This window comes from Pseudomonas sp. 2995-3 (assembly GCF_002742565.1).
Lineage (GTDB): Bacteria > Pseudomonadota > Gammaproteobacteria > Pseudomonadales > Pseudomonadaceae > Aquipseudomonas > Aquipseudomonas edaphica.
The window spans coordinates 1-18,284 of record NZ_LJSB01000221.1 but is presented as its reverse complement, the minus strand read 5'-3'; the positions used below and the strand labels follow the sequence as shown (position 1 = coordinate 18,284).

The 18,284-nt window shown below is 54.3% G+C and carries 20 protein-coding genes and 1 pseudogene; 8 read left to right on the top strand and 13 right to left on the bottom strand.

Annotated elements, in window-relative coordinates; genetic code table 11:
- Positions 1-243 precede the first annotated feature (243 nt).
- A complete protein-coding gene (locus tag AOA62_RS31525) occupies positions 244-1,053 on the top strand; it encodes a DUF2971 domain-containing protein (RefSeq protein WP_143521899.1) in 810 nt (269 codons plus the stop codon).
- Between the two features lie 59 nt (positions 1,054-1,112).
- On the opposite strand, the pseudogene AOA62_RS32505 reads toward AOA62_RS31525, so the two are convergent.
- The 6 genes and pseudogenes from AOA62_RS32505 to AOA62_RS20925 all read right to left on the bottom strand — a co-directional run.
- Positions 1,113-1,218 (bottom strand): annotated as a pseudogene (locus tag AOA62_RS32505) (type II toxin-antitoxin system RelE/ParE family toxin); the annotation flags it as partial.
- Positions 1,208-1,417 (bottom strand): hypothetical protein, encoded by a 210-nt coding sequence (locus AOA62_RS20940; protein ID WP_099549607.1) that lies wholly within the window; start codon positions 1,415-1,417, stop codon positions 1,208-1,210. The gene AOA62_RS20940 and the pseudogene AOA62_RS32505, both read right to left, overlap by 11 nt.
- Before the next feature lie 273 nt (positions 1,418-1,690).
- Entirely contained in the window at positions 1,691-2,533 is an 843-nt protein-coding gene (locus AOA62_RS20935; protein WP_099549606.1) for a hypothetical protein, read from the bottom strand.
- Positions 2,534-2,701: 168 nt separating this feature from the next.
- On the bottom strand, positions 2,702-3,106 hold the full coding sequence (locus tag AOA62_RS31520) for a hypothetical protein (protein WP_143521898.1): 405 nt from the start codon (positions 3,104-3,106) through the stop codon (positions 2,702-2,704).
- Between the two features lie 10 nt (positions 3,107-3,116).
- The gene (locus AOA62_RS20930) at positions 3,117-3,485 is read right to left on the bottom strand and encodes a hypothetical protein (RefSeq protein ID WP_099549605.1); all 369 of its coding nucleotides are present in this window, start codon (positions 3,483-3,485) and stop codon (positions 3,117-3,119) included.
- A gap of 421 nt (positions 3,486-3,906) precedes the next feature.
- Positions 3,907-5,781, bottom strand: coding sequence for a hypothetical protein (locus tag AOA62_RS20925; protein WP_143521897.1), 1,875 nt, complete (start codon positions 5,779-5,781; stop codon positions 3,907-3,909).
- Positions 5,782-6,368: 587 nt separating this feature from the next.
- Here AOA62_RS20925 and AOA62_RS20920 point away from each other — a divergent pair.
- Together AOA62_RS20920 and AOA62_RS32500 are read left to right on the top strand one after the other, a co-directional pair.
- On the top strand, positions 6,369-6,737 hold the full coding sequence (locus AOA62_RS20920; RefSeq protein ID WP_099549603.1) for a DUF6124 family protein: 369 nt from the start codon (positions 6,369-6,371) through the stop codon (positions 6,735-6,737).
- Positions 6,738-6,883: 146 nt separating this feature from the next.
- On the top strand, positions 6,884-7,105 hold the full coding sequence (locus AOA62_RS32500; protein WP_099549602.1) for a hypothetical protein: 222 nt from the start codon (positions 6,884-6,886) through the stop codon (positions 7,103-7,105).
- 110 nt (positions 7,106-7,215) lie between these two features.
- Here AOA62_RS32500 and AOA62_RS20910 read toward each other — a convergent pair whose 3' ends face one another.
- Positions 7,216-8,403, bottom strand: a complete 1,188-nt coding sequence (locus AOA62_RS20910) for an MFS transporter (protein ID WP_099549601.1) — start codon at positions 8,401-8,403, stop codon at positions 7,216-7,218.
- Between the two features lie 435 nt (positions 8,404-8,838).
- On the opposite strand from AOA62_RS20910, the gene mqo reads away from it, so the two are divergent.
- Positions 8,839-10,494, top strand: coding sequence for a malate dehydrogenase (quinone) (gene mqo / locus AOA62_RS20905; protein ID WP_099549600.1), 1,656 nt, complete (start codon positions 8,839-8,841; stop codon positions 10,492-10,494).
- 67 nt (positions 10,495-10,561) lie between these two features.
- Here mqo and AOA62_RS20900 read toward each other — a convergent pair whose 3' ends face one another.
- The gene (locus tag AOA62_RS20900; protein ID WP_256592456.1) at positions 10,562-11,260 is read right to left on the bottom strand and encodes an NADPH-dependent F420 reductase; all 699 of its coding nucleotides are present in this window, start codon (positions 11,258-11,260) and stop codon (positions 10,562-10,564) included.
- 87 nt (positions 11,261-11,347) lie between these two features.
- Between AOA62_RS20900 and AOA62_RS20895 the strand changes: the two genes are divergently transcribed.
- Positions 11,348-12,223 (top strand): LysR family transcriptional regulator, encoded by an 876-nt coding sequence (locus AOA62_RS20895; protein WP_099549598.1) that lies wholly within the window; start codon positions 11,348-11,350, stop codon positions 12,221-12,223.
- Between the two features lie 159 nt (positions 12,224-12,382).
- Positions 12,383-12,712: a YXWGXW repeat-containing protein gene (locus AOA62_RS20890; RefSeq protein ID WP_099549597.1), complete on the top strand. Its 330-nt coding sequence runs from the start codon at positions 12,383-12,385 to the stop codon at positions 12,710-12,712.
- A gap of 21 nt (positions 12,713-12,733) precedes the next feature.
- On the opposite strand, the gene AOA62_RS20885 is transcribed toward AOA62_RS20890, so the two are convergent.
- From AOA62_RS20885 to AOA62_RS20875, 3 genes are all read right to left on the bottom strand, one after another.
- Positions 12,734-13,102 carry a hypothetical protein gene (locus tag AOA62_RS20885; protein ID WP_099549596.1) on the bottom strand — a complete coding sequence of 123 codons (369 nt, stop codon included), beginning with the start codon at positions 13,100-13,102 and terminating at the stop codon, positions 12,734-12,736.
- A gap of 77 nt (positions 13,103-13,179) precedes the next feature.
- Positions 13,180-13,575, bottom strand: a complete 396-nt coding sequence (locus tag AOA62_RS20880; protein ID WP_017137461.1) for a PIN domain-containing protein — start codon at positions 13,573-13,575, stop codon at positions 13,180-13,182.
- A complete protein-coding gene (locus AOA62_RS20875) occupies positions 13,572-13,829 on the bottom strand; it encodes an AbrB/MazE/SpoVT family DNA-binding domain-containing protein (protein WP_017137462.1) in 258 nt (85 codons plus the stop codon). The genes AOA62_RS20880 and AOA62_RS20875 overlap by 4 nt, the downstream gene beginning before the upstream one ends.
- Before the next feature lie 155 nt (positions 13,830-13,984).
- Between AOA62_RS20875 and AOA62_RS20870 the strand changes: the two genes are divergently transcribed.
- Positions 13,985-14,377, top strand: coding sequence for a RidA family protein (locus AOA62_RS20870; protein WP_099549595.1), 393 nt, complete (start codon positions 13,985-13,987; stop codon positions 14,375-14,377).
- On the opposite strand, the gene ppnN is transcribed toward AOA62_RS20870, so the two are convergent.
- On the bottom strand, positions 14,378-15,751 hold the full coding sequence (ppnN, locus tag AOA62_RS20865) for a nucleotide 5'-monophosphate nucleosidase PpnN (RefSeq protein ID WP_017137464.1): 1,374 nt from the start codon (positions 15,749-15,751) through the stop codon (positions 14,378-14,380).
- Between the two features lie 149 nt (positions 15,752-15,900).
- Positions 15,901-16,725 carry an aspartyl/asparaginyl beta-hydroxylase domain-containing protein gene (locus AOA62_RS20860; RefSeq protein WP_017137465.1) on the bottom strand — a complete coding sequence of 275 codons (825 nt, stop codon included), beginning with the start codon at positions 16,723-16,725 and terminating at the stop codon, positions 15,901-15,903.
- A 275-nt stretch (positions 16,726-17,000) separates the two neighbouring features.
- Between AOA62_RS20860 and fabV the strand changes: the two genes are divergently transcribed.
- On the top strand, positions 17,001-18,194 hold the full coding sequence (fabV, locus tag AOA62_RS20855; protein WP_065929256.1) for an enoyl-ACP reductase FabV: 1,194 nt from the start codon (positions 17,001-17,003) through the stop codon (positions 18,192-18,194).
- The last annotated feature ends 90 nt before the right edge of the window (positions 18,195-18,284 follow it).

Sequence of the window (18,284 nt, the reverse complement as noted above, 5' to 3'; positions counted from 1 at the left end):
GGGGAGCGGATTGTAGGGGCATGGGGGGATCTGAATCAGAGAGGCGAAGGTGCGCATTCTATCAGGGATGGATCTTTGGAGAGATGTGTGGTGCGCTTCTGATCACATTTCACGTAACGTTTCTCCGGATGGGATATGCCGAGGATATGAAGGCGGCCATTGCGCCAAATATTTTCTTGATTTATTTGTGTTGACAAGGTGTGCTTTCGCATATTTAAGTTTTTACTGGGATATGAGGATTCTATGTCACTCTTTCACTACACTGATGCTGCCGCTGTACTCTCAATTATCGGAAATAGAAAGCTTTGGCTTACTGATATACGCTTCATGAATGACTCGGATGAGGCGTTAGATGGTGCGAGATATATAGCTAGAGAAATTCAAGATCTAATTGGCGCTGGCGATGTTGTTACTGATCAAGCACTGTTTCATCTGCAGGATTTTACAGTTGATAGTGTAAGTGGGTGGCTTGCTGAACAGCATGCTTTTATCGGATCATTTAGCACGGTTGGAGATCATTTGGTTCAGTGGCGCTCATATGGGAGTTACGCTATAGAATTTCATGAGACGCTGAAAGCTGATCTCGCCCCGGTGCAAGCGTGTGTTTATGATATCGAAACTAAGATGCAATTGGCCAAGAAATTGGTAGTTGAGGCGCGTAAATCAATTACAGAGGAGCTGATGAAGTATGACGACGTGGATGGGTATGAGATTGCTAAAGTGCTCTGGAACTTAGGTGATGCCGTGAATTTATTCAAGCACCCAAGTTTTATAGAGGAGAATGAGATGCGGATTTGTCGAATGGAAACGGCACATTCGAAACTCATCAAGTATCGCGTCCGTAGTGGGATTGTTGTTCCATACTTAGAAGTTGATTTTGAACCTCGCCATATTAAGTCTATACAGGTGGGTCCGATGAAAAATCAAGATCTCGCTGTTGCGTCGATGCGATCATTTATTAATAATTTTGAGCTGGCGAACGAAAGTCGGGACTATTGGAATGATTTCAGGATTAAAGTTGTTCCATCTTCGATCCCGTATAGAGAGTTATGAGGACTAAAGTGAGTTATTGAGGGTAAAGATTTTTGTGCTGTTTTGTCGATGATGGCGAAGATGGCGTCCGAGAAGTCGTCAGCTGCCTTTGGATTTTCGAGAGTGATATAGTTTGCTTCGTCTTCCAGATTTTTTGAGCGCTTTTTCAAGCCACTCAACCCACATTCAGGCTCCAGCGCCTAGCGCGCATCGCTGCCACTTGGTCATCGGTGGCGAATTGGCCTTGGTCGGCTTCTTTTACTGCCAACTCGATCTGGGGGGGTAGTACTTTTTCGTGCTCAATATAGTCGCGAAGAACGTCCATCGCCGGGTCGGCGAGAGAGTTGGACATGTCCTCCGGCAGGTTTCGGGATATTCCAGTCATGGTGGCCTCGGTGATGGACAATTGTGGGCATATTACACCGTGGGGCATAGACTTGGATCAGCAGGTCTTCATGAGATGTATCCGGAAATGATTCATTTGCTTTCGCTGGAGGTATCATGGTTTGCCCCTATATCTATGTTGGCTTTTGCCTTTAAAGTTGATTGCGGGGGGATCCCTCAGGGGCTGCCCCCGATATCTTCGAGCCTTCAGGGAGGGTAAGTAATGAATATTGCATTTCTGCAATATTAAATATAGAAAACTACTGAGTATGGACTAGTTATCCTGAATTTTTGAACTATTTGACGAGGCCTGCAGTTTTCCCTCAATCAATTTTAATATCTCAGTTAAGTTTACTGGGTTTTTTATTCCATCCCTAGCATCTATTCGATCGCGAACAGCAACGATATACCAGTATGTTGCGACACGATAACGCTCAAACATTTCAAATGTAACATTGATGGTTTCGCCCTTCTTAAAATTAAGCCAGGGGCAAGCCTCCAATATCCTTCGGTCTGCTTTTCCACATTTATGTACAATAATGTTGCGGATCTGGCTTAGCTCATAAAGCGTTCTTCTAACGTCCTCTTGAATTTCGCCTCCTAAGCCTACCGGAGCCAGAAGCGCTTCAAACTTTCCAGCTCCCAACTTCAAAGGTGCATCCACTAACTGTTTCAGTGTTTCTGCAAGAAACTCAGCTTGCTCGTCGGGTGAGGCTGAGCGAAATTCTATGAGGGGGCCTTTCAGTTTAGCCAAAATTGAGTGATCGAAAAAAACCGAAGGAGTTAGCAATGAGCGAACAACCAACTCATCTACCATAGCTTCGGTAAGCGCCCAAAGTCGGACGGCGCAAAGACTATATAAGTATGGCAACCCATCCTTACGCTGACTTTCTGCGAACTCTGATATTTTTGCAGCGTGCTCCTTTGCAGCATCTAGCTGAGACTCAGATTCGTAATCTGGTTTTTCGTTGATTGCTTCCGCAATTCTACGCCGTAAATCAATATTTTCTACAGAGTGAGTTGCTTGGTTTAAAGCATTTCTGCATACGCCAGCAAATAGCTCTAGCTCTCGAAGCTCTTCACTTTTTTTGTGAATTATATGGGTAAGATTTAGCATTTCGCCTCCATGCTTTATATTCTTTGATAGGTTAAGCTTGCGTTTAGTAGGTCCAGCCCATCACCGAAATGGCTGGCACTTATCTCCGTTACGGTAAATGGCAGCCAAAAGTTTCAATCCAAATTATAAGATGTATTAGACAATATTCGATTAAGTAACTATATAAAATTATCCATCAAGTTTTATTCTGCCAGCTATTTTGTCTACCAAAATTTTGGGTGTTACTGGCTTGTCGCGTAGTCTAGACCAGCCTGCCGCGAAGGTTGAAACGAAAGAAATGGCGGCAGCTGATATGAAAATAGTCTTCCAAGTATTTGCAGTGAAAATAAAATCATTAAAGCTACTTGCGGTTAATGAAGCCAGAAGGCTGAGAAATATACCGAAATAGGTCACCCAATCTCTTGACCTTTTCAGTGCTTGGTGGTGATCCTTAATGATTCGATAGAGTTTATCCTCGGTTATATTGATTACATGTGTGTCAGTGTTGTGCGATATTCCTGTGTAGTTTATCCCGGTTGACTCGGGGATAATGATTTTTGGGGCGGAGGTATTATCAGTAGTTTTGTGATCCATGTCCTTGACCCTATACTACTTCGCGCCACCAAAGTTGAAGTGTTAGGTGATTAGTTCCCCCGATGCTGGAATTAACCATCAGCATCTCAACCACGCCTGCGTTGTTGACTTTGGCCAATTCGTAAGGAGTGTTTAACGCTGTTCCCAGAGAATTGCTCCAGTTGATGAGCGTCATCAAAGAGCGGCCATTCTCTGGTGTAAAGGTTACGTTCTGTGTTCCTCCGGATTGCTGAAAAAAAATTGTCAAAGGAAGGGTGGTTAAAGAACCGCCAAACTCTGCGCCCAGCTCAACATCTATCTCGCACCTCATCGAGTTTGGGATTATAAGGTTATATGTTGAAATCAGTTGCTTACCATTCAAACGGATTTTCTCATTCATGGTTCAGTATCCAATTCAGTTAGATTGTGTGTTTAATTAACATGATCCAAGAGAAAAGTCCAGAATGAAGTGGGCTATGCGTGTATTTGAAATGGAACCTCATGACAGTCATCTGTCTAATCCTTTGATATTGAAGACTGTGTTTCAGAGAGGATGAGTCAGTCGACTGAACTTCAGTAATACGTAAATGATACGAGCTAAAGTCGACCCCGCTTCAGGCGTCTGTTTTTATCGTCTCTAAAATTTAGTTACTCCAATTCATCACCGGTAAAACCGTTGAATTTAAGGCTGGCTGGAAGCAAACGGCCATCGTCAAAAAAACCTGCTACTAGCGACAACTTGTTTGATTTAATTATCTATATAAATTATTTGATCGCCTATTTTCGGGTGATTTAGATTAGCTAAATAGCCGTACTGATCACTAAGCGTATATGGCGAAACTCCCAATGTTTCTAAATTCCGAAATGTCTATCTCGGTATTTTGAATTGCCTCACGTACCGGATTGAATGGTTCTCCAAAAGACTTTATGTGCTCTTGTATTGATGCGTTTGACTTTTTGAGAATACTATAAGTTTCTCTAACTGCTTCAGCAGCGCTGAAGTCCTGTAAAAACTTAAGCAGAAGCACTCCTGAGATAAAAGCGTAAAGTGGCCGAATGGGCCATAGATGAGAAATAATAACTTGGTTTCCGTGAGCCAGGGCGGCTGATATTCCACTATTATAAGGGTTGAAGCTCAGTTCTGACGTCGCACCATCACAGATGTTAAGGTGGATAGTCCTTCTATGGTTTGCCCTATTGGTTGCTGATTTTAGGACTGCCAAGGGTATTTTTCGAGTATCTGAAAAATGGATGTGTGCTACTTCAGGAGCCCAGTGATCATAATTTCCGTGGGCTGAGATGTAGAAGTGAGTATTTGTTTGGTCCTTGAATAACTCTAGAAATTTTTTTATTTTTGGATCGATAACGATGTTCGCGTCATTGCCAAACTGTCCTTCGATGAAGGACCTTTCACTTTCAAAGGTGAATGTTGACGATGAAAGCATGAATACAAATTTTTTCTTTTCAGGCTCATCTAGAAGATTTTCCATACTGACCGAAATTATCGGTGGTGTGACATTCAGAGAGCATAGAGCACTTTGGACAGGATGATTGTGCGAAGGCATTAGCGTCATCAAGTTAAATTCTTGGTAGACGTCATCATCAAGCCCGTAGTGATCAATCACAGAGGTGCGCAGCTCATCCAGGCTATCCCCGATTATTGGACAACCAAACCGGTCTACTTCGATATCTGTAGTAAGATTGTCCTCGCCTAGTAATGATATAGATGTTGCGTTTAATCGATTTGCCGCGTTAATTAGTTTTAGATAGCTTTGCGCGTTGTCAGATTTAGGTAATGTAATTTTGTCAGAGTTTGATAGCGCCACGACAGCACTAGGCGTATTAGGAAAAAGGAATGCATGGCTGCACCAAAAATTCTCGAAGTCAAAGTTTGATTTGAGAATTCTCGTAAGTACTAGTAAGTCGATATAGTTGTTGTTGTTGATCAGCTTTAAAATAACTGGTTGAAGGAGGCCCATTTTGGTTTCGCGATACTTCAATAGTTCTTTCCAATTTAATATGGAGAGTATATCGTTTAGGGATTCGCGTGATGAGTTGACTTCGGCGTAATGATTGATGTGGGCCTGGAATCTTAAAAAAGGGGGGAGCATGTCGCTATTATAAAAAGCATATTCTACATTGTATATAAAATCGGGCTCGCCTTTATTTATTGCGCCAGACAAGAAAAGTGCCCTCATTACTCGATCATATTTATTGTGCAGGTGCATGTTTTTTATATGGTTTAACGATATATTTTTTTGTTCGAGGTCATAGAAGTTTGCCCAGCTAGCCATTTGTATTTTTGCGTTTAGGGTTCGTTCACCTAATGGGGCGCAATAATATAAAATATGCCAGCACGGCCACCATATCTGGCGCGCAAGCTGCGGGCATGCAGCCATTTCACGAAAGTATAAAAAAATTATCTCAATCCAATAGAGCAATATATCTGGCTCCCGATTTAGCTGACGGTGCACCCTAGAATCTAGAAGCATTTGAATGTGATCTGGATTTAGCTTGGCAGATTTAGCAGTTACCTCGCTTCCTGAGAAAAATGAAAATATTGGGTCGCTCAGTGCAGATATTCTTGATAATTCCCAAAGTTTGATTGTTTTTTTTATTTGTCTTACGTAAAAAGCTGGTGACGAATATGAAGTATCTATAGTGTCTTTGTTCTGTCTCTGCATTTCAGTCTTCACTTTTAATCCAACTCATTCCTAGTCAAGAATGAATTATGAGGATAGATCTCTATTATTGGTTTTGTGGGCAAACTGCCACTATTCGTGATTGTATCGATTTATCGAGGAGAAGAGAAGAAACAGTTACGAGATCGAATCGTGGTGGAAAAAAGCTATTGTTTGTACAAAAGTGGTGCGTGAAAATATTGAAGTGTCCATGGCCATTTGGAAAATGGGGCTTGAGGATTAGTTGGTCCTATCCATCGTCAAGATGACTCATGCAGCATAGAGTGATCTCGGCAAGGGGCTGAAATTCATGGGGAAATTTCCCACACTTTTCTCAGCTTGCCCCTCAGACCACCCCTCGCTAACCTCCCCAAACCGCTGGAAACCCAGCGGCCGGATGTGGAAGTCCGTACCAAGCTAAGACGCAATCGTCACAAACACCTACCGGCGTTTTTTTACGTCTGTATCATGTGTTTCGGCGGCTGTGCGCGGGGCACTTCGGTGCGCCGGGTCCTTAGCCCTGGTCTTCCACACCTGCGTACGGCTGCCACCCTCATGTGGAAGTGAGATTGGCAGTTCCTGAATAGTTAAGGAGCTTCGCCATGCACAAGGTCACACCGAATCCGCCTCATGCCTCAAACGCTGCACCCATTGATGCCAAGCTTCATGCTGCGGCTCAGCGCGCTATTCATCATTACTTGCCGCCATCATCTGACGACGACGCAATCTCTGAACCCGCGCCCGGCAATCTTTTCCTAGTCAGCCCCAACATCGACACCGAAACCCTCCTAGCCAACGCCGCCGAGCACCTCGACTCCGCCAACCAAATAACCGCCACCCTGGCCTTCGACCTCGAAGACCCGCACCGCGCCATCATCCTCGGCATCCAACAACTCATCGACCTAAGCGCTCTACTCGTCGCCCGAGCCCAAGAGCAAGTTGCACCCGCCGCCAACCCAGCCACCGCCTGACCCCCAACCCCGCCGCCTTACCCCAAGGCGGCAACCTGAACCCCTGCTGTCACCGCGCAAAATTTCATAATCCCCAGCGCCTTTGAGGTCTACGATCCTCTTCAAGAGAGGCTCCCCGCACCTCCAGCCCATAGGGAACTGAAAACATGATCTCGAACCTGGTTAAAGTCTCGCTGATTGCTGGCACGTTGCTGTTGGGCGCTTGTTCGACGGGGTCGTCGGGCGGGAGGGGTGACCCTTGTTTTACTGGCGGATGCCAGGCGTTCGGGGACCATAGCCCGAGCAAGGCGGCCAAGATGAGTTTTGGCGGGAGTGGGTTGGGGAGTAGTTATGGGGAGTATGGGTCGGGGTTGTTGCATGATGATTGATGGGTGGTGGGGCAGTCGTTGATTTGTTGACTGGCCCACCGCTATCGCGGGCAAGCCCGCTCCCACATTGGTGCAGGGCTCCCACATTGGAATAGGGGTGGCCTGAAATTTCAGTGGCCGCCTTTCATGCGGCGGGCGATGAGGTAGATGCCCAGACCGACCAGTGCTGTGGCGGCGCCGATGTAGCCGGTGCTGGTCCAGCCATATCCCGCTGTAATCGCCATCCCGCCGAACCACGGCCCTAGCGCGTTTGCCAGGTTGAACGCTGCGTGGTTGGAGGCTGCCGCCAAACTTGGGGCTTCGTGGGCAATGTCCATCAGGCGGATTTGCAGCGGCGCGGCCATGGCAATCATGGTGCCGACCAGGCCGATGCCCAGCAGTACGCTCCACAGCGAGCTGGCGGCGAAGGTGAAGAAGATCAGCACGGCCATCGACCACACCATGATCCAGCCCACGGCGCGAAATTGCATACGGTCGAACAGTTTGCCACCGGCGATGTTGCCGATGATGCCGCCCAAGCCAAACGCGGCGAGGCCGAAGGGGATCCACTGGGGCGAGACTTTGGTCACTTCGAGCATGGTCGGGGCGAGGTAGCTGAACACGCAGAACATGCCGGCAAAGCCAATCGCGCCGATGGACAGGGCCATCCACACTTGGGGTTTGGTGAAGGCGCGCAATTCTTTGCGCGGGTCGCTGCGCGGTTCGTCGTGGCGGTCGGGGACGAATTGCCAGACCAGGGCGATAGTGCACAGGGCGATGGCGCTGACCAGTGCGAACGCCGAGCGCCAGCCGAGGTGTTGGCCCAGGAAGGTGGCGATGGGGTTGCCGAGCAGCATGGCGAGGGTGAGGCCCATCATCACGCGGGCTACGGCGCCGGCGCGTTTGTCGTTGGGCACCATGCTGGAGGCGACGACGGCGGCGATGCCGAAGTAGGCGCCGTGGGGCAGGCCGCTGATAAAGCGGAAGGCCACCAGCGAGCCGAAGGTGGGGGTGAAGGCGGTGGCGAGGTTGCCCAGGGCGTAGAGGCCCATCAGCAGTAAGAGCATGTGTTTGCGCAGCAGTTTGGCGCCGAGGATGGCCAGCAGTGGCGCGCCGACCATCACGCCTAGGGCGTAGGCGCTGATGGCGTGGCCGACTTGCGGTTCGCTTAAGCCCAGGTTTTGGGCGATGTCGGGCATCAGGCCCATGATGGCGAATTCGCCGGTGCCGATCGCGAAGGCGCCCACGGCCATGGCAGCTTCCATTTTGGCGGCGCTGCGCGCGGGCAGTACGTGCCCGGGTGTTTGCTGGATAGTCATGGGTAACTCTGTAGGAAAAAAGTGCACGAAGGACAGTGGCGATGCTACGCAAGCCGCCACGAAGGTGTCTAGAACAGCGTTTTGCGCGAGCGTTCAGTTTGATTAAACGCCCTGTGACCCCAGGTCGCGGCTGGGATGCTTGACACGTGCGCGTTAAAAGCCGCGATTTAGAGCTGTCAATTGGCCAAACGGCGCATAAATGCGGTTCAGCGTGATATTCTGCGCGCCGTCTTGGTCTAGTCTTTCCCCGGTGCGTACACCCGTATACGTCCCGGCGGTCGGCTGTCGCCCAGGTAGCTGAAGCCAATAATGATAAGAAGTCAGCGCAGAAGGGACAAAAACAGTGAGGTCGCTACGTCGGCCTTGTGTGCCCACCCTACGGCCTGCAGAGTCAGGGGCAGTGGGGCGGATGGCGTTTTATCATAGGTGCTACTGATGTTTAAAAAAGTAAACACTGCCCTGCTGGGGCTGGCTTTGTCGATGGGGATCACGTCCGTTCACGCGGAAGAGGCAAAGAAAGTCGATGTGCTGCTGATCGGCGGCGGCATCATGAGTGCGACCCTGGGTGTTTGGCTCAATGAGCTGCAGCCGGACTGGTCGATGGAGATGGTCGAGCGCCTCGATGGCGTGGCCGAAGAAAGCTCCAACGGCTGGAACAACGCCGGTACCGGTCACTCGGCCCTGGCCGAGCTGAACTACACCCCGGAAAACAAGGACGGCACCGTTGAGATCCCGAAAGCGGTCGAGATCAACGAAGCGTTCCAGATTTCCCGTCAGTTCTGGTCCTGGCAGGTGCAGCAGGGCGTGCTGAAGAACCCGCGTTCGTTCATCAACTCCACACCGCACATGAGCTTTGTGTGGGGCGATGACAACATCAAGTTCCTGAAAAAACGCTACGAAGCCCTGCAAGCCAGCCCGCTGTTCGCCGGCATGCAGTACTCCGAAGACCCGGCGCAGATCGCCAAGTGGGTTCCATTGATGATGGAAGGCCGTGATCCGAAGCAGAAGATCGCCGCCACCTGGACCCCGATCGGCACCGACGTGAACTTCGGCGAGATCACCCGCCAGTTCGTCGCTCACCTGCAAACCACGCCGAAGTTTGATCTCAAACTGTCGAGCGAAGTGCAGGACATCACCAAGAACGCCGACGGTTCGTGGCGTGTGAGCTACAAAAACCTGAAAGACGGCACCAAGACCGAAACCGACGCCAAGTTCGTGTTCATCGGCGCGGGCGGCGGTGCACTGCACCTGCTGCAAAAGTCGGGCATTCCTGAAGCCAAGGAATACGCAGGCTTCCCGGTTGGCGGCTCGTTCCTGGTGACCGATAACCCGGCCATCGCCGAGCAGCACATGGCCAAGGCCTACGGTAAGGCTTCGGTTGGCGCGCCACCGATGTCGGTTCCGCACCTGGACACCCGCGTGCTGGATGGCAAGCGTGTGATTCTGTTTGGCCCATTCGCAACCTTCTCGACCAAGTTCCTCAAAGAAGGCTCGTACCTGGACCTGCTGACCAGCACCACCACCCACAACATCTGGCCTATGACCAAAGTCGGTATTCGTGAATACCCACTGGTCGAGTACCTCGCCGGCCAACTGATGCTGTCCGATGACGACCGCTTCAAGGCGCTGCAAGAGTACTTCCCGAACGCCAAGCAGTCCGACTGGCGCCTGTGGCAAGCCGGTCAGCGCGTGCAGATCATCAAGCGTGACGAAGAGCAGGGCGGCGTCCTGAAACTCGGCACCGAAGTGGTCAGCTCCGCCGACAACACCATCGCCGGCCTGTTGGGTGCATCGCCAGGCGCGTCCACCGCGGCTCCGATCATGCTGACCGTGCTGCAAAAAGTGTTCAAGGACAAGGTCGCGACGCCTGAGTGGCAGGCCAAACTGCACCAGATCGTACCGAGCTACGGCACCAAGCTGAACGACAGCCCGGAAGCGGTTGCCAAGGAATGGGCCTACACCGCCGGTATCCTGCAACTGACGCCTCCGCCTGCGATCCCGCAGTTGAGCGCACCAAAGGCAACCCAGGCCACCGAGGCTGCCAAGCCTGCGGCTGAGCCGAGCAAGCCGACGTCTGACCTGGCGCTGTAAGCCAAGCCTGATGTTAAAAAGCCCGCTGAACCGGTAACGGTCAGCGGGCTTTTTTGTGGGCGTGGGTTCAGGTGCGGGAGCGTTCGGCTGGCGGCAGTTCCACCGTGCGTTCGGCGGCGGCCAATGCGGCCTTTAAATCGGCTTTATCCAGCGGCACGCAGTACGCAGGCTTGGCCCGCTCAAAGCGCCAGCTTTCATCCAGCGTTCCCGCGTCCACGGCGTCGAAACCCAGCTCGTCGAGCAGCGTGATCACATGCGCCTTTGCCGTCGCATCATCGGCGGCCACCGGCAGGGCGCGACGGTCAGGCGCACCGTGGGGGCGTGCATCGCGATTGATGTCTGAGTCAAAGATCGCATTAAACACTTTGACGACCTTTGAGTCGGCAAAATGCTCGGCCAACAGGCGGCTGGTGGTGGTTTCAAAACGGTCCAGCACCGGGATATGCCCATCGCGGTCAGGGTAGTAATTGTTGGCGTCCAGCACCGTTTTGCCTGCCAGCCACTGCGCGGGCACGCTGCGGTAGTGTTCAAGCGGGATCGCCACCAGCACCACGTCGCCAAACTGGGCGGCATCCTGCGCGCTGCCCACTTGCACACCGGGTATGCCGCTGCGCACGCTGCTCATGGTCTGCGGGCCACGGGAGTTGCTCAGCATCACCGCGTGCCCGGCAGCCAGGGCCAGTTGGGCCACGGCGCGCCCGATAAAACCTGCTCCAATCACACCAATCTTCATGGCCTTGCTCCTGCGAAGTGGGGGAGTGGCTATGATGATTGGCAACCATTGGGTGATAAATGTGTGGTTTGGAGTCAGTGTAGTTACTAGGAGTAGTTAATCGTGGACCGTCTAACCAGCATGAGTGCGTTTGTAACGGCCGCCGAGCTGGGCTCTTATGCCCGCGCCGCCGAGCGCTTGAACCTGTCGCCGCAGATGGTGGCCAAGCATGTCACCGCGCTGGAGCAACACCTGGGCGCCCGCTTGCTCAACCGCACCACGCGCCGGCAAAGCCTGACGGAGTTGGGTAGCGCGTACTACGAGCGCTGTAAACATATCCTCACGGAAGCCGAGGCGGCCGATTCGCTGGCGCAGATCATGAATGACACCCCGCGCGGCAAGTTGAAGGTCACCGCCCCGGTGACGTTCGGCTCCTACAGCCTGATGCCGCTGATAACCGGGTTTTTGCGTGACAACCCGGATGTGGAAATCGACTTGCACCTGACCGACCGTTTTGTCGACCTGGTGGAGGAGGGTTATGAAGCGGCTTTTCGCATCGGCCCGCTTGCAACGACCGGCCTTACGGCTCGGCCGCTGGCACCTTATCGCCTGGTGGCCTGCGCTGCGCCTGCCTACCTGACCGCACGGGGCGTGCCTTTGGTGCCGGCAGACCTTGAGCATCACGAATGCTTGGGTTATGCGTTCTGGTCACGCCCGGCAGAGCGTGAATGGGTCTTTTACCAAGGCACCACTGCGCACAAGGTGCAGGTTGCCAGCCGTTTGCAGGTCAACGAAAGCCGGGCGTTGATGACGGCGGCACTGGATGGTTTCGGCATCGTGCTTGGCCCTGAAGACTTCTTGCGCACGGCACTGGCCAAGGGCGAGTTGGTGCGGGTGCTGCCAGGCTTCGAGGCGCCGAGCCGCTCGATGCACCTGGTCTACACGGCGAACCGCCAGCGCACGGCCAAGTTGCGGCGCTTTGTCGAGGCGGTGCTGGGGCGTTTCGGACCCGCTTGAGCGCTCAAATACCGGCCCTGTGGTGCGAATACCTCAGGTTCAGCAACCTGACAGACACCACCTGTTAAAAATAACCCAGAGCCAAGCAGGAGCGAGGCTGCAGCAAGGGGGCATTTTTTACCGGTGTATTCGTTGGGCGCTGGCGCCCGAGGGGTGTGTATGTTGCTACGTTATGCGGCATTGGCGGCGTTTGTCGTCGCGGCGTCCGGGTGTGTACAAGAGCGCGTGGTGCACGAGCGCGGGCCGGTGCAACGAGAGTATGTCGAGGTGGTGGCGCCGCAGCCGCCGCCGGTGCAGGTGATCGAAGTCGAGCCAGCGGCACGCTACGGTTATGTGTGGTCACGCGGCTACTGGCGTTGGGAAGGTGGGCGCTATGTGGCGGTGCACGGCCATTGGGAGCAGGTGCGCGAAGGTTATCGTTATGTGCATCCGCACTGGGTGCAGCGTAATGACGGTTATCACTGGCAGGGCGGTGGCTGGGTTCGCTGAACCTGGCACCTGACAAAACGGCTAGCTCGGCTTTTGGGTGCCTAACAGCTTGACCTCGCGCAGCAGCGCGGCACCGAGTTGATCGCTGCCCAACTCCTGATAGCCAACTATCTGGGTGTCGCCGTGTTCTTCGGCCTGGATGATGATCACCGGTGTTTCCTTGCCGGTGGCTTCATCCACATGCAGGGCGTACTGCGGCACATCCACCTTGATCGGTGAACCCGCGGGCTTGCCTTGCACATTCAGCGTAAACGCCGCGCAGCCGCTGTCGATATCCACGCTGGTCGCGGAGCGGCCGCTGACGAAGCAGGTTTGGGGCAGGTCGGGCCAGGTGATGGTCTCGGCCAGGGCGAGGGTGGGCGCCAGGGCCATGGCAACAAGAAGCAGCATGCGCACGTGGGGAGTTCTCTTGATCAAGGGCAGTGGCGTTTTTTACCAAAGCCCGGCATGCGTCGCAATGCGGCGGCTCAAGCCAGGCGCTTCATTCCCGTGGCTTTTGCCGCATCAAGGTCGAAGGTGGCGGTGTATTCACAGCCGGCTGCATGGGCGCAGCGTTCGATCAGGTAGTCGGCGAAGTCGGCTTTGCCGCCTGTGAATCGTCGCAGTGCCTGCCAGATAATCTCGGCGTGCTCGACGGTCAGTTCACGGGTGCGCAGCAGGGTTTCCAGCACGGTCACCACGTCGCTTTTGGCCGATTGGTAGCAGCTTTGCAGCACCCAGACCAATTCCACCACCGACACCAGGCTGACAAAGCCTGGTGACACGCTGGTGAGCGACTCGATCAGCGCCGAGGCCTTGGGCGATTGCACGGGGTCATCCTGGGTGACATAGCGCACCAGCACATTGGTATCGAGCCCGATCATCCGGCGTTTGCTCCTTGCGCGGCGATGGCGCGGTTCATGTCTTCGATCGACACGGCCTGCGCAGGCTTGCGGATCAGCCCCTTGAGGTCCTGCACGGTTTTGCTCGCGGCGATAATGGAAAACTTGCCGTCTTCCGTTTCGACAAATTCAACCCGGTCGCCTGTTTCCAGACCAAGCGCGGTGCGCACTTGCACGGGGATAGTGATTTGCCCTTTCGAGGTGAGTGTGGCGGTGGCCATAGTGAAAATCTCCATCGTGATATTCCTTACGTTAAGGTAAGGATTGATGAAGGACAAGATCCGTTGGTCCATAGGGTGCTCTGCTGGTGTGAGTGAGTGGGAACAGGTAAAACCCTAGCTCGAACTCTGCGCGCTCACACGCCCGCCTGCGACCCAAAGAGATACAAGCTATGACCGAACGTCAGCTCATCATTCCTGCCGCCATGCAACCCATTGTCGAGCGCGCCGGCTACGTGCCTGCGGTAAAAGTTGGCAACACTCTTTACTGCGCAGGCCAGGTCGGCCGTACACCGCAGCTGGCCGTGATCGAAGACCCCGAGGCGCAATTTATCGCGGCCTGGGAAAACCTGAGGGAAGTATTGGAAGAGGGCGGTTGCAGCTTCGATGACGTGGTGGACATGACCACTTATCACGTGAACATGCGCCAGCACATGGCGGTTTTTCGGGAGGTGAAAAACCGCCTGTTCCCGCGCGGGCATTGCGCCTGGACCACGATCGGGGTGTCCGAACTGGCACACCCCGGCCTATTGGTGGAAATCAAATGCGTGGCGGTGCAGCGCTAGTTACTGCACCACGCGATAGCACGGCACATAGGCTGCGCCGCCCGGCAACTTCATGCGGTGCTGGGCGACAAATGCCTGCAACAGCTCGTCCAAGGGTTTCATGATCGCCGGGTCACCGTGAATCTCATACGGGCCATGCTGCTCAATCAGGCGAATACCCTTGTCCTTGACGTTACCGGCCACAATCCCCGAGAACGCGCGGCGCAGGTTGGCCGCCAGCTCATGGGGCGGCAGCGCGTGGCTCAGTTGCAGGCTGGCCATGTTTTCGTGGGTGGGGTCGAACGGGCGCTGGAAGCCTTCGTCGATCTTCAGCAGCCAGTTGAAGTGGAACGCGTCGTTGCGCTCGCGGCGGAATTGCTTCACGGCCTTGAGCCCGACGGTCATCTGGCGGGCCACTTCGGCCGGGTCGTCGATGATGATCTGGTAGTGCGCCTGCGCCGCTTCGCCGAGGGTGGCGCCGACGAACGCGTGCAGTTGTTGCAGGTACGGCGCGGCCTGTTTCGGCCCGGTGAGGATGACCGGGAACGGTACATCGCGGTTATCCGGGTGCATCAGGATGCCCAGCAGGTACAGGAACTCTTCGGCCGTGCCGGCGCCGCCCGGGAAGATGATGATGCCGTGGCCCACGCGCACAAAGGCTTCCAGGCGTTTTTCGATGTCCGGCAGAATCACCAGCTCGTTAACGATGGGGTTCGGTGCTTCGGCCGCGATGATGCCCGGCTCGGTCAGGCCCAGGTAACGGCCGTTGGTAATGCGTTGCTTGGCGTGGGAAATGGTCGCGCCTTTCATCGGGCCTTTCATCACGCCGGGGCCGCAGCCGGTGCACACGTCAAGGCTGCGCAGGCCCAGTTCGTGGCCGACTTTCTTGGTGTATTTGTATTCTTCGGTATTGATCGAGTGCCCGCCCCAGCACACCACGATTTTCGGTTCGACACCCGGGCGCAATGTACGGGCGTTGCGCAGCAGGTGGAACACGTAGTCGGTGATGCCCTGGGAGTTGCTCAGGTCGATGCGCTGGCTGTCCAGCTCGTTCTCGGTGTAGACGATATCGCGCAGGGCGCTGAAGAGCATTTCGCGGGTGCTGGCGATCATCTCGCCGTCGACGAAGGCATCGGCGGGGGCGTTCAACAGTTCCAGGCGCACGCCACGGTCTTGCTGGTGGATACGCACTTCAAAGTCTTTATAGGCGTCGAGGATGGTCTTGGCGTTGTCGATATGCGCGCCGGTGTTGAGGATGGCCAGGGCGCACTGGCGGAACAACGTGTAGATGCTGCCGGAACCGGCTTCACTCAGTTGCTGGACTTCACGTTGGGACAGGGTTTCGAGGCTGCCCTTGGGGCTGACGGAGGCATTGATGACTTGACGTTGGGGCATTCTGATTCCTTGAAAGCACAGCCATCGCAGCCGCCAGGGGCGGCGATGGCTGGAGAATGGTGAGCGCCGAACTCGGTCGCACTAGGCAGTTAGTTTGGCCGCCAGAAGGGCAGGGCGCAAACGCCGTCAACACCATCATGCCGCAGAACTTACTGAATCAGCTTCCAGTTTTTGTAGAAAACCCGACGCAGGGTAAACACCAACCCGGCAAAACCCGAAATCACGGCGTTGAGCACTGAGGGCAGCAAGGTCGGCCGCACGATGTCAATGAACAGGCAGTAACGCTTTGCGTCGTTTTTGTTGAAGGAGGCATGCATCAGCGTGTCATCGAAGATGAACAGCGGGTCATCGTGCCAGTAGTGCTTGTGCTTGCCCACCTGGATGTAAACACCGTCGTGATGCGGCGCCGGCGCCATGTTGTAGAGCACGCGGAACATCATGCGCAGCGGGCCGAAGTGGAAGGACGTGGAGCGGTTTTCGTTGAACACCGAGACGCCGATGGTCTTCACAAACGGCAGTTTCTTGCGCAGTTGTGGGATGTCCAGGGTGGTTTCGATCGGGCGACCGTACCATTGGAAGAACAACATGCCGCGCTTTTTCTCGGCCATGCGCTCGTCCAGGTAGCTGATGATTTCGTCCTTGTTGGCCATGGCGTCGTCGATGACTTGTTGCAGGTCTTCGCGCCAGGCGGGCGGCAGGTCGCGCATGGTGTAGACGTGGCGGTTGCGCAGGCTCAACAGGTCGAACAGGGTATTGAACGGCGCCAATATCCAGGTGTTGCGGCCGTTACCGACGAAGTATTTCTTGATGGTGTCGCGGTCGTACAGGCCGTTGCGCAGGAAATCATAAATGCCGCAGAACAGCACCAGCAGCAGAAACACCAGGCTGGTACGTGGGAAGCAATAGATGAACAGCAGAACGCCGAGTACCCAGGCGACTGAGACCAATTTTTTTTGCACAGCACTTTTACTCATGAAGCGAGGCTCCGGACCTGAAACAAAGCGAAACAATCCCGCCATGATAGTGGGTTATCACGGTGCCGGGCGTTTTAAATATTGCGAATTTGTGAACGTTGAACACAGTTTTTAACCAGGCGGTGCTGCGCGCCAGCTGTTTTGCCGATTGGATTTTGTAAACAGAAGATTTGCGTCTATCGTGACGCTTCGGTTTTTCGCGCGTCATAGACCGGTACGATTGAAGTTGAATGGCCACCACTGGCCGTCGACCCCTTGGAAGAGGCAGAAATTTTATGATCATCAAACCGCGGGTTCGTGGCTTTATCTGTGTGACCGCTCACCCTGTTGGCTGTGAAGCGAACGTCAAAGAGCAGATCGACTACGTAACCCAGCATGGCGCCATCGAAGGCGGCCCAAAAAAGGTGCTGGTCCTCGGCGCTTCCACCGGTTATGGCCTGGCCGCGCGCATCAGTGCTGCGTTTGGCTGCGGCGCCGACACCCTGGGCGTGTTTTTTGAGAAAGAAGGCGAAGAAGGCAAGCTGAGCTCCGCCGGCTGGTACAACAGCGCGGCGTTCGAGAAGTTTGCCGTGGAAAAAGGCCTGTACGCCAAGAGCATCAACGGCGACGCGTTCTCTGACGAGATCAAGCGCCTGACCATCGAAACCATCAAGAAAGACCTGGGCAAGATCGACCTGGTGGTTTACAGCCTGGCCGCGCCGCGCCGTACCGACCCGCAAGGCGTGGTGCACACCTCCACCCTCAAGCCGATCGGCAAGGCCGTGACCCTGCGCGGTATCAACACCGACAAAGGCGTTGTGGTCGATACCACCCTTGAGCCTGCAACCCAGGAAGAAATCGACGGCACCGTGAAAGTCATGGGCGGCGAAGACTGGCAGCTGTGGATCGACGCCCTGCGTGACGCCGACGTGTTGGCCGAAGGCGCCAAGACCACTGCGTTCACCTACCTCGGCGAGAAGCTGACCCAGGATATTTACTGGAACGGCTCCATCGGCGAAGCCAAGAAAGACCTCGACAAAAAAGTCCTGACCCTGCGCGACAACCTCGCTGCGCTGAAGGGCGACGCCCGTGTGTCGGTGCTCAAGGCCGTGGTTACCCAGGCAAGCTCCGCGATCCCGATCATGCCGCTGTACCTGTCGCTGCTGTTTAAAGTGATGAAAGAGCAGGGCACCCACGAAGGTTGCATCGAGCAGGTTTACGGCCTGTTCAAAGACAGCCTGTACGGCAGCGAGCCGAAGCTGGACGCCGACGGCCGCCTGCGCGCCGACCTGGCTGAGCTGGAGCCGAAGGTTCAGGACGCCGTGGCTGCACTGTGGAATCAGGTGACCGATGACAACGTCAACGAGATCAGCGATTTCGCCGGCTACAAGGCGGAGTTCCTGCGTTTGTTCGGGTTTGAAATCGACGGCGTGGACTATGAAGCTGATGTGAATCCGACTGTGAAGATCAAGGGCCTGATCCAGGCCTAAACACGGTCAAAAAAAATGTGGGAGCAACTGTCTTAACCCACCGTCCGTCAGCGCCATTCTGTACCGTCTCGCAGCATGGCATTTAGTCTG

Excerpts from the sequence above, each read along its gene's own strand:
- AOA62_RS20875 (WP_017137462.1), bottom strand. The coding sequence starts at position 13,829 with ATGGAGATTTTCACTATGGCCACCGCCACACTCACCTCGAAAGGGCAA.
- AOA62_RS20940 (WP_099549607.1), bottom strand. The coding sequence starts at position 1,417 with ATGACTGGAATATCCCGAAACCTGCCGGAGGACATGTCCAACTCTCTC.
- mqo (WP_099549600.1), top strand. The coding sequence starts at position 8,839 with ATGTTTAAAAAAGTAAACACTGCCCTGCTGGGGCTGGCTTTGTCGATG.
- AOA62_RS20870 (WP_099549595.1), top strand. The coding sequence starts at position 13,985 with ATGACCGAACGTCAGCTCATCATTCCTGCCGCCATGCAACCCATTGTC.
- AOA62_RS20890 (WP_099549597.1), top strand. The coding sequence starts at position 12,383 with ATGTTGCTACGTTATGCGGCATTGGCGGCGTTTGTCGTCGCGGCGTCC.
- AOA62_RS20910 (WP_099549601.1), bottom strand. The coding sequence starts at position 8,403 with ATGACTATCCAGCAAACACCCGGGCACGTACTGCCCGCGCGCAGCGCC.
- AOA62_RS20885 (WP_099549596.1), bottom strand. The coding sequence starts at position 13,102 with ATGCTGCTTCTTGTTGCCATGGCCCTGGCGCCCACCCTCGCCCTGGCC.
- ppnN (WP_017137464.1), bottom strand. The coding sequence starts at position 15,751 with ATGCCCCAACGTCAAGTCATCAATGCCTCCGTCAGCCCCAAGGGCAGC.
- AOA62_RS31525 (WP_143521899.1), top strand. The coding sequence starts at position 244 with ATGTCACTCTTTCACTACACTGATGCTGCCGCTGTACTCTCAATTATC.
- AOA62_RS20880 (WP_017137461.1), bottom strand. The coding sequence starts at position 13,575 with ATGATCGGGCTCGATACCAATGTGCTGGTGCGCTATGTCACCCAGGAT.
- AOA62_RS20920 (WP_099549603.1), top strand. The coding sequence starts at position 6,369 with ATGCACAAGGTCACACCGAATCCGCCTCATGCCTCAAACGCTGCACCC.
- fabV (WP_065929256.1), top strand. The coding sequence starts at position 17,001 with ATGATCATCAAACCGCGGGTTCGTGGCTTTATCTGTGTGACCGCTCAC.
- AOA62_RS20895 (WP_099549598.1), top strand. The coding sequence starts at position 11,348 with ATGAGTGCGTTTGTAACGGCCGCCGAGCTGGGCTCTTATGCCCGCGCC.
- AOA62_RS20935 (WP_099549606.1), bottom strand. The coding sequence starts at position 2,533 with ATGCTAAATCTTACCCATATAATTCACAAAAAAAGTGAAGAGCTTCGA.
- AOA62_RS32500 (WP_099549602.1), top strand. The coding sequence starts at position 6,884 with ATGATCTCGAACCTGGTTAAAGTCTCGCTGATTGCTGGCACGTTGCTG.
- AOA62_RS31520 (WP_143521898.1), bottom strand. The coding sequence starts at position 3,106 with ATGGATCACAAAACTACTGATAATACCTCCGCCCCAAAAATCATTATC.
- AOA62_RS20930 (WP_099549605.1), bottom strand. The coding sequence starts at position 3,485 with ATGAATGAGAAAATCCGTTTGAATGGTAAGCAACTGATTTCAACATAT.
- AOA62_RS20860 (WP_017137465.1), bottom strand. The coding sequence starts at position 16,725 with ATGAGTAAAAGTGCTGTGCAAAAAAAATTGGTCTCAGTCGCCTGGGTA.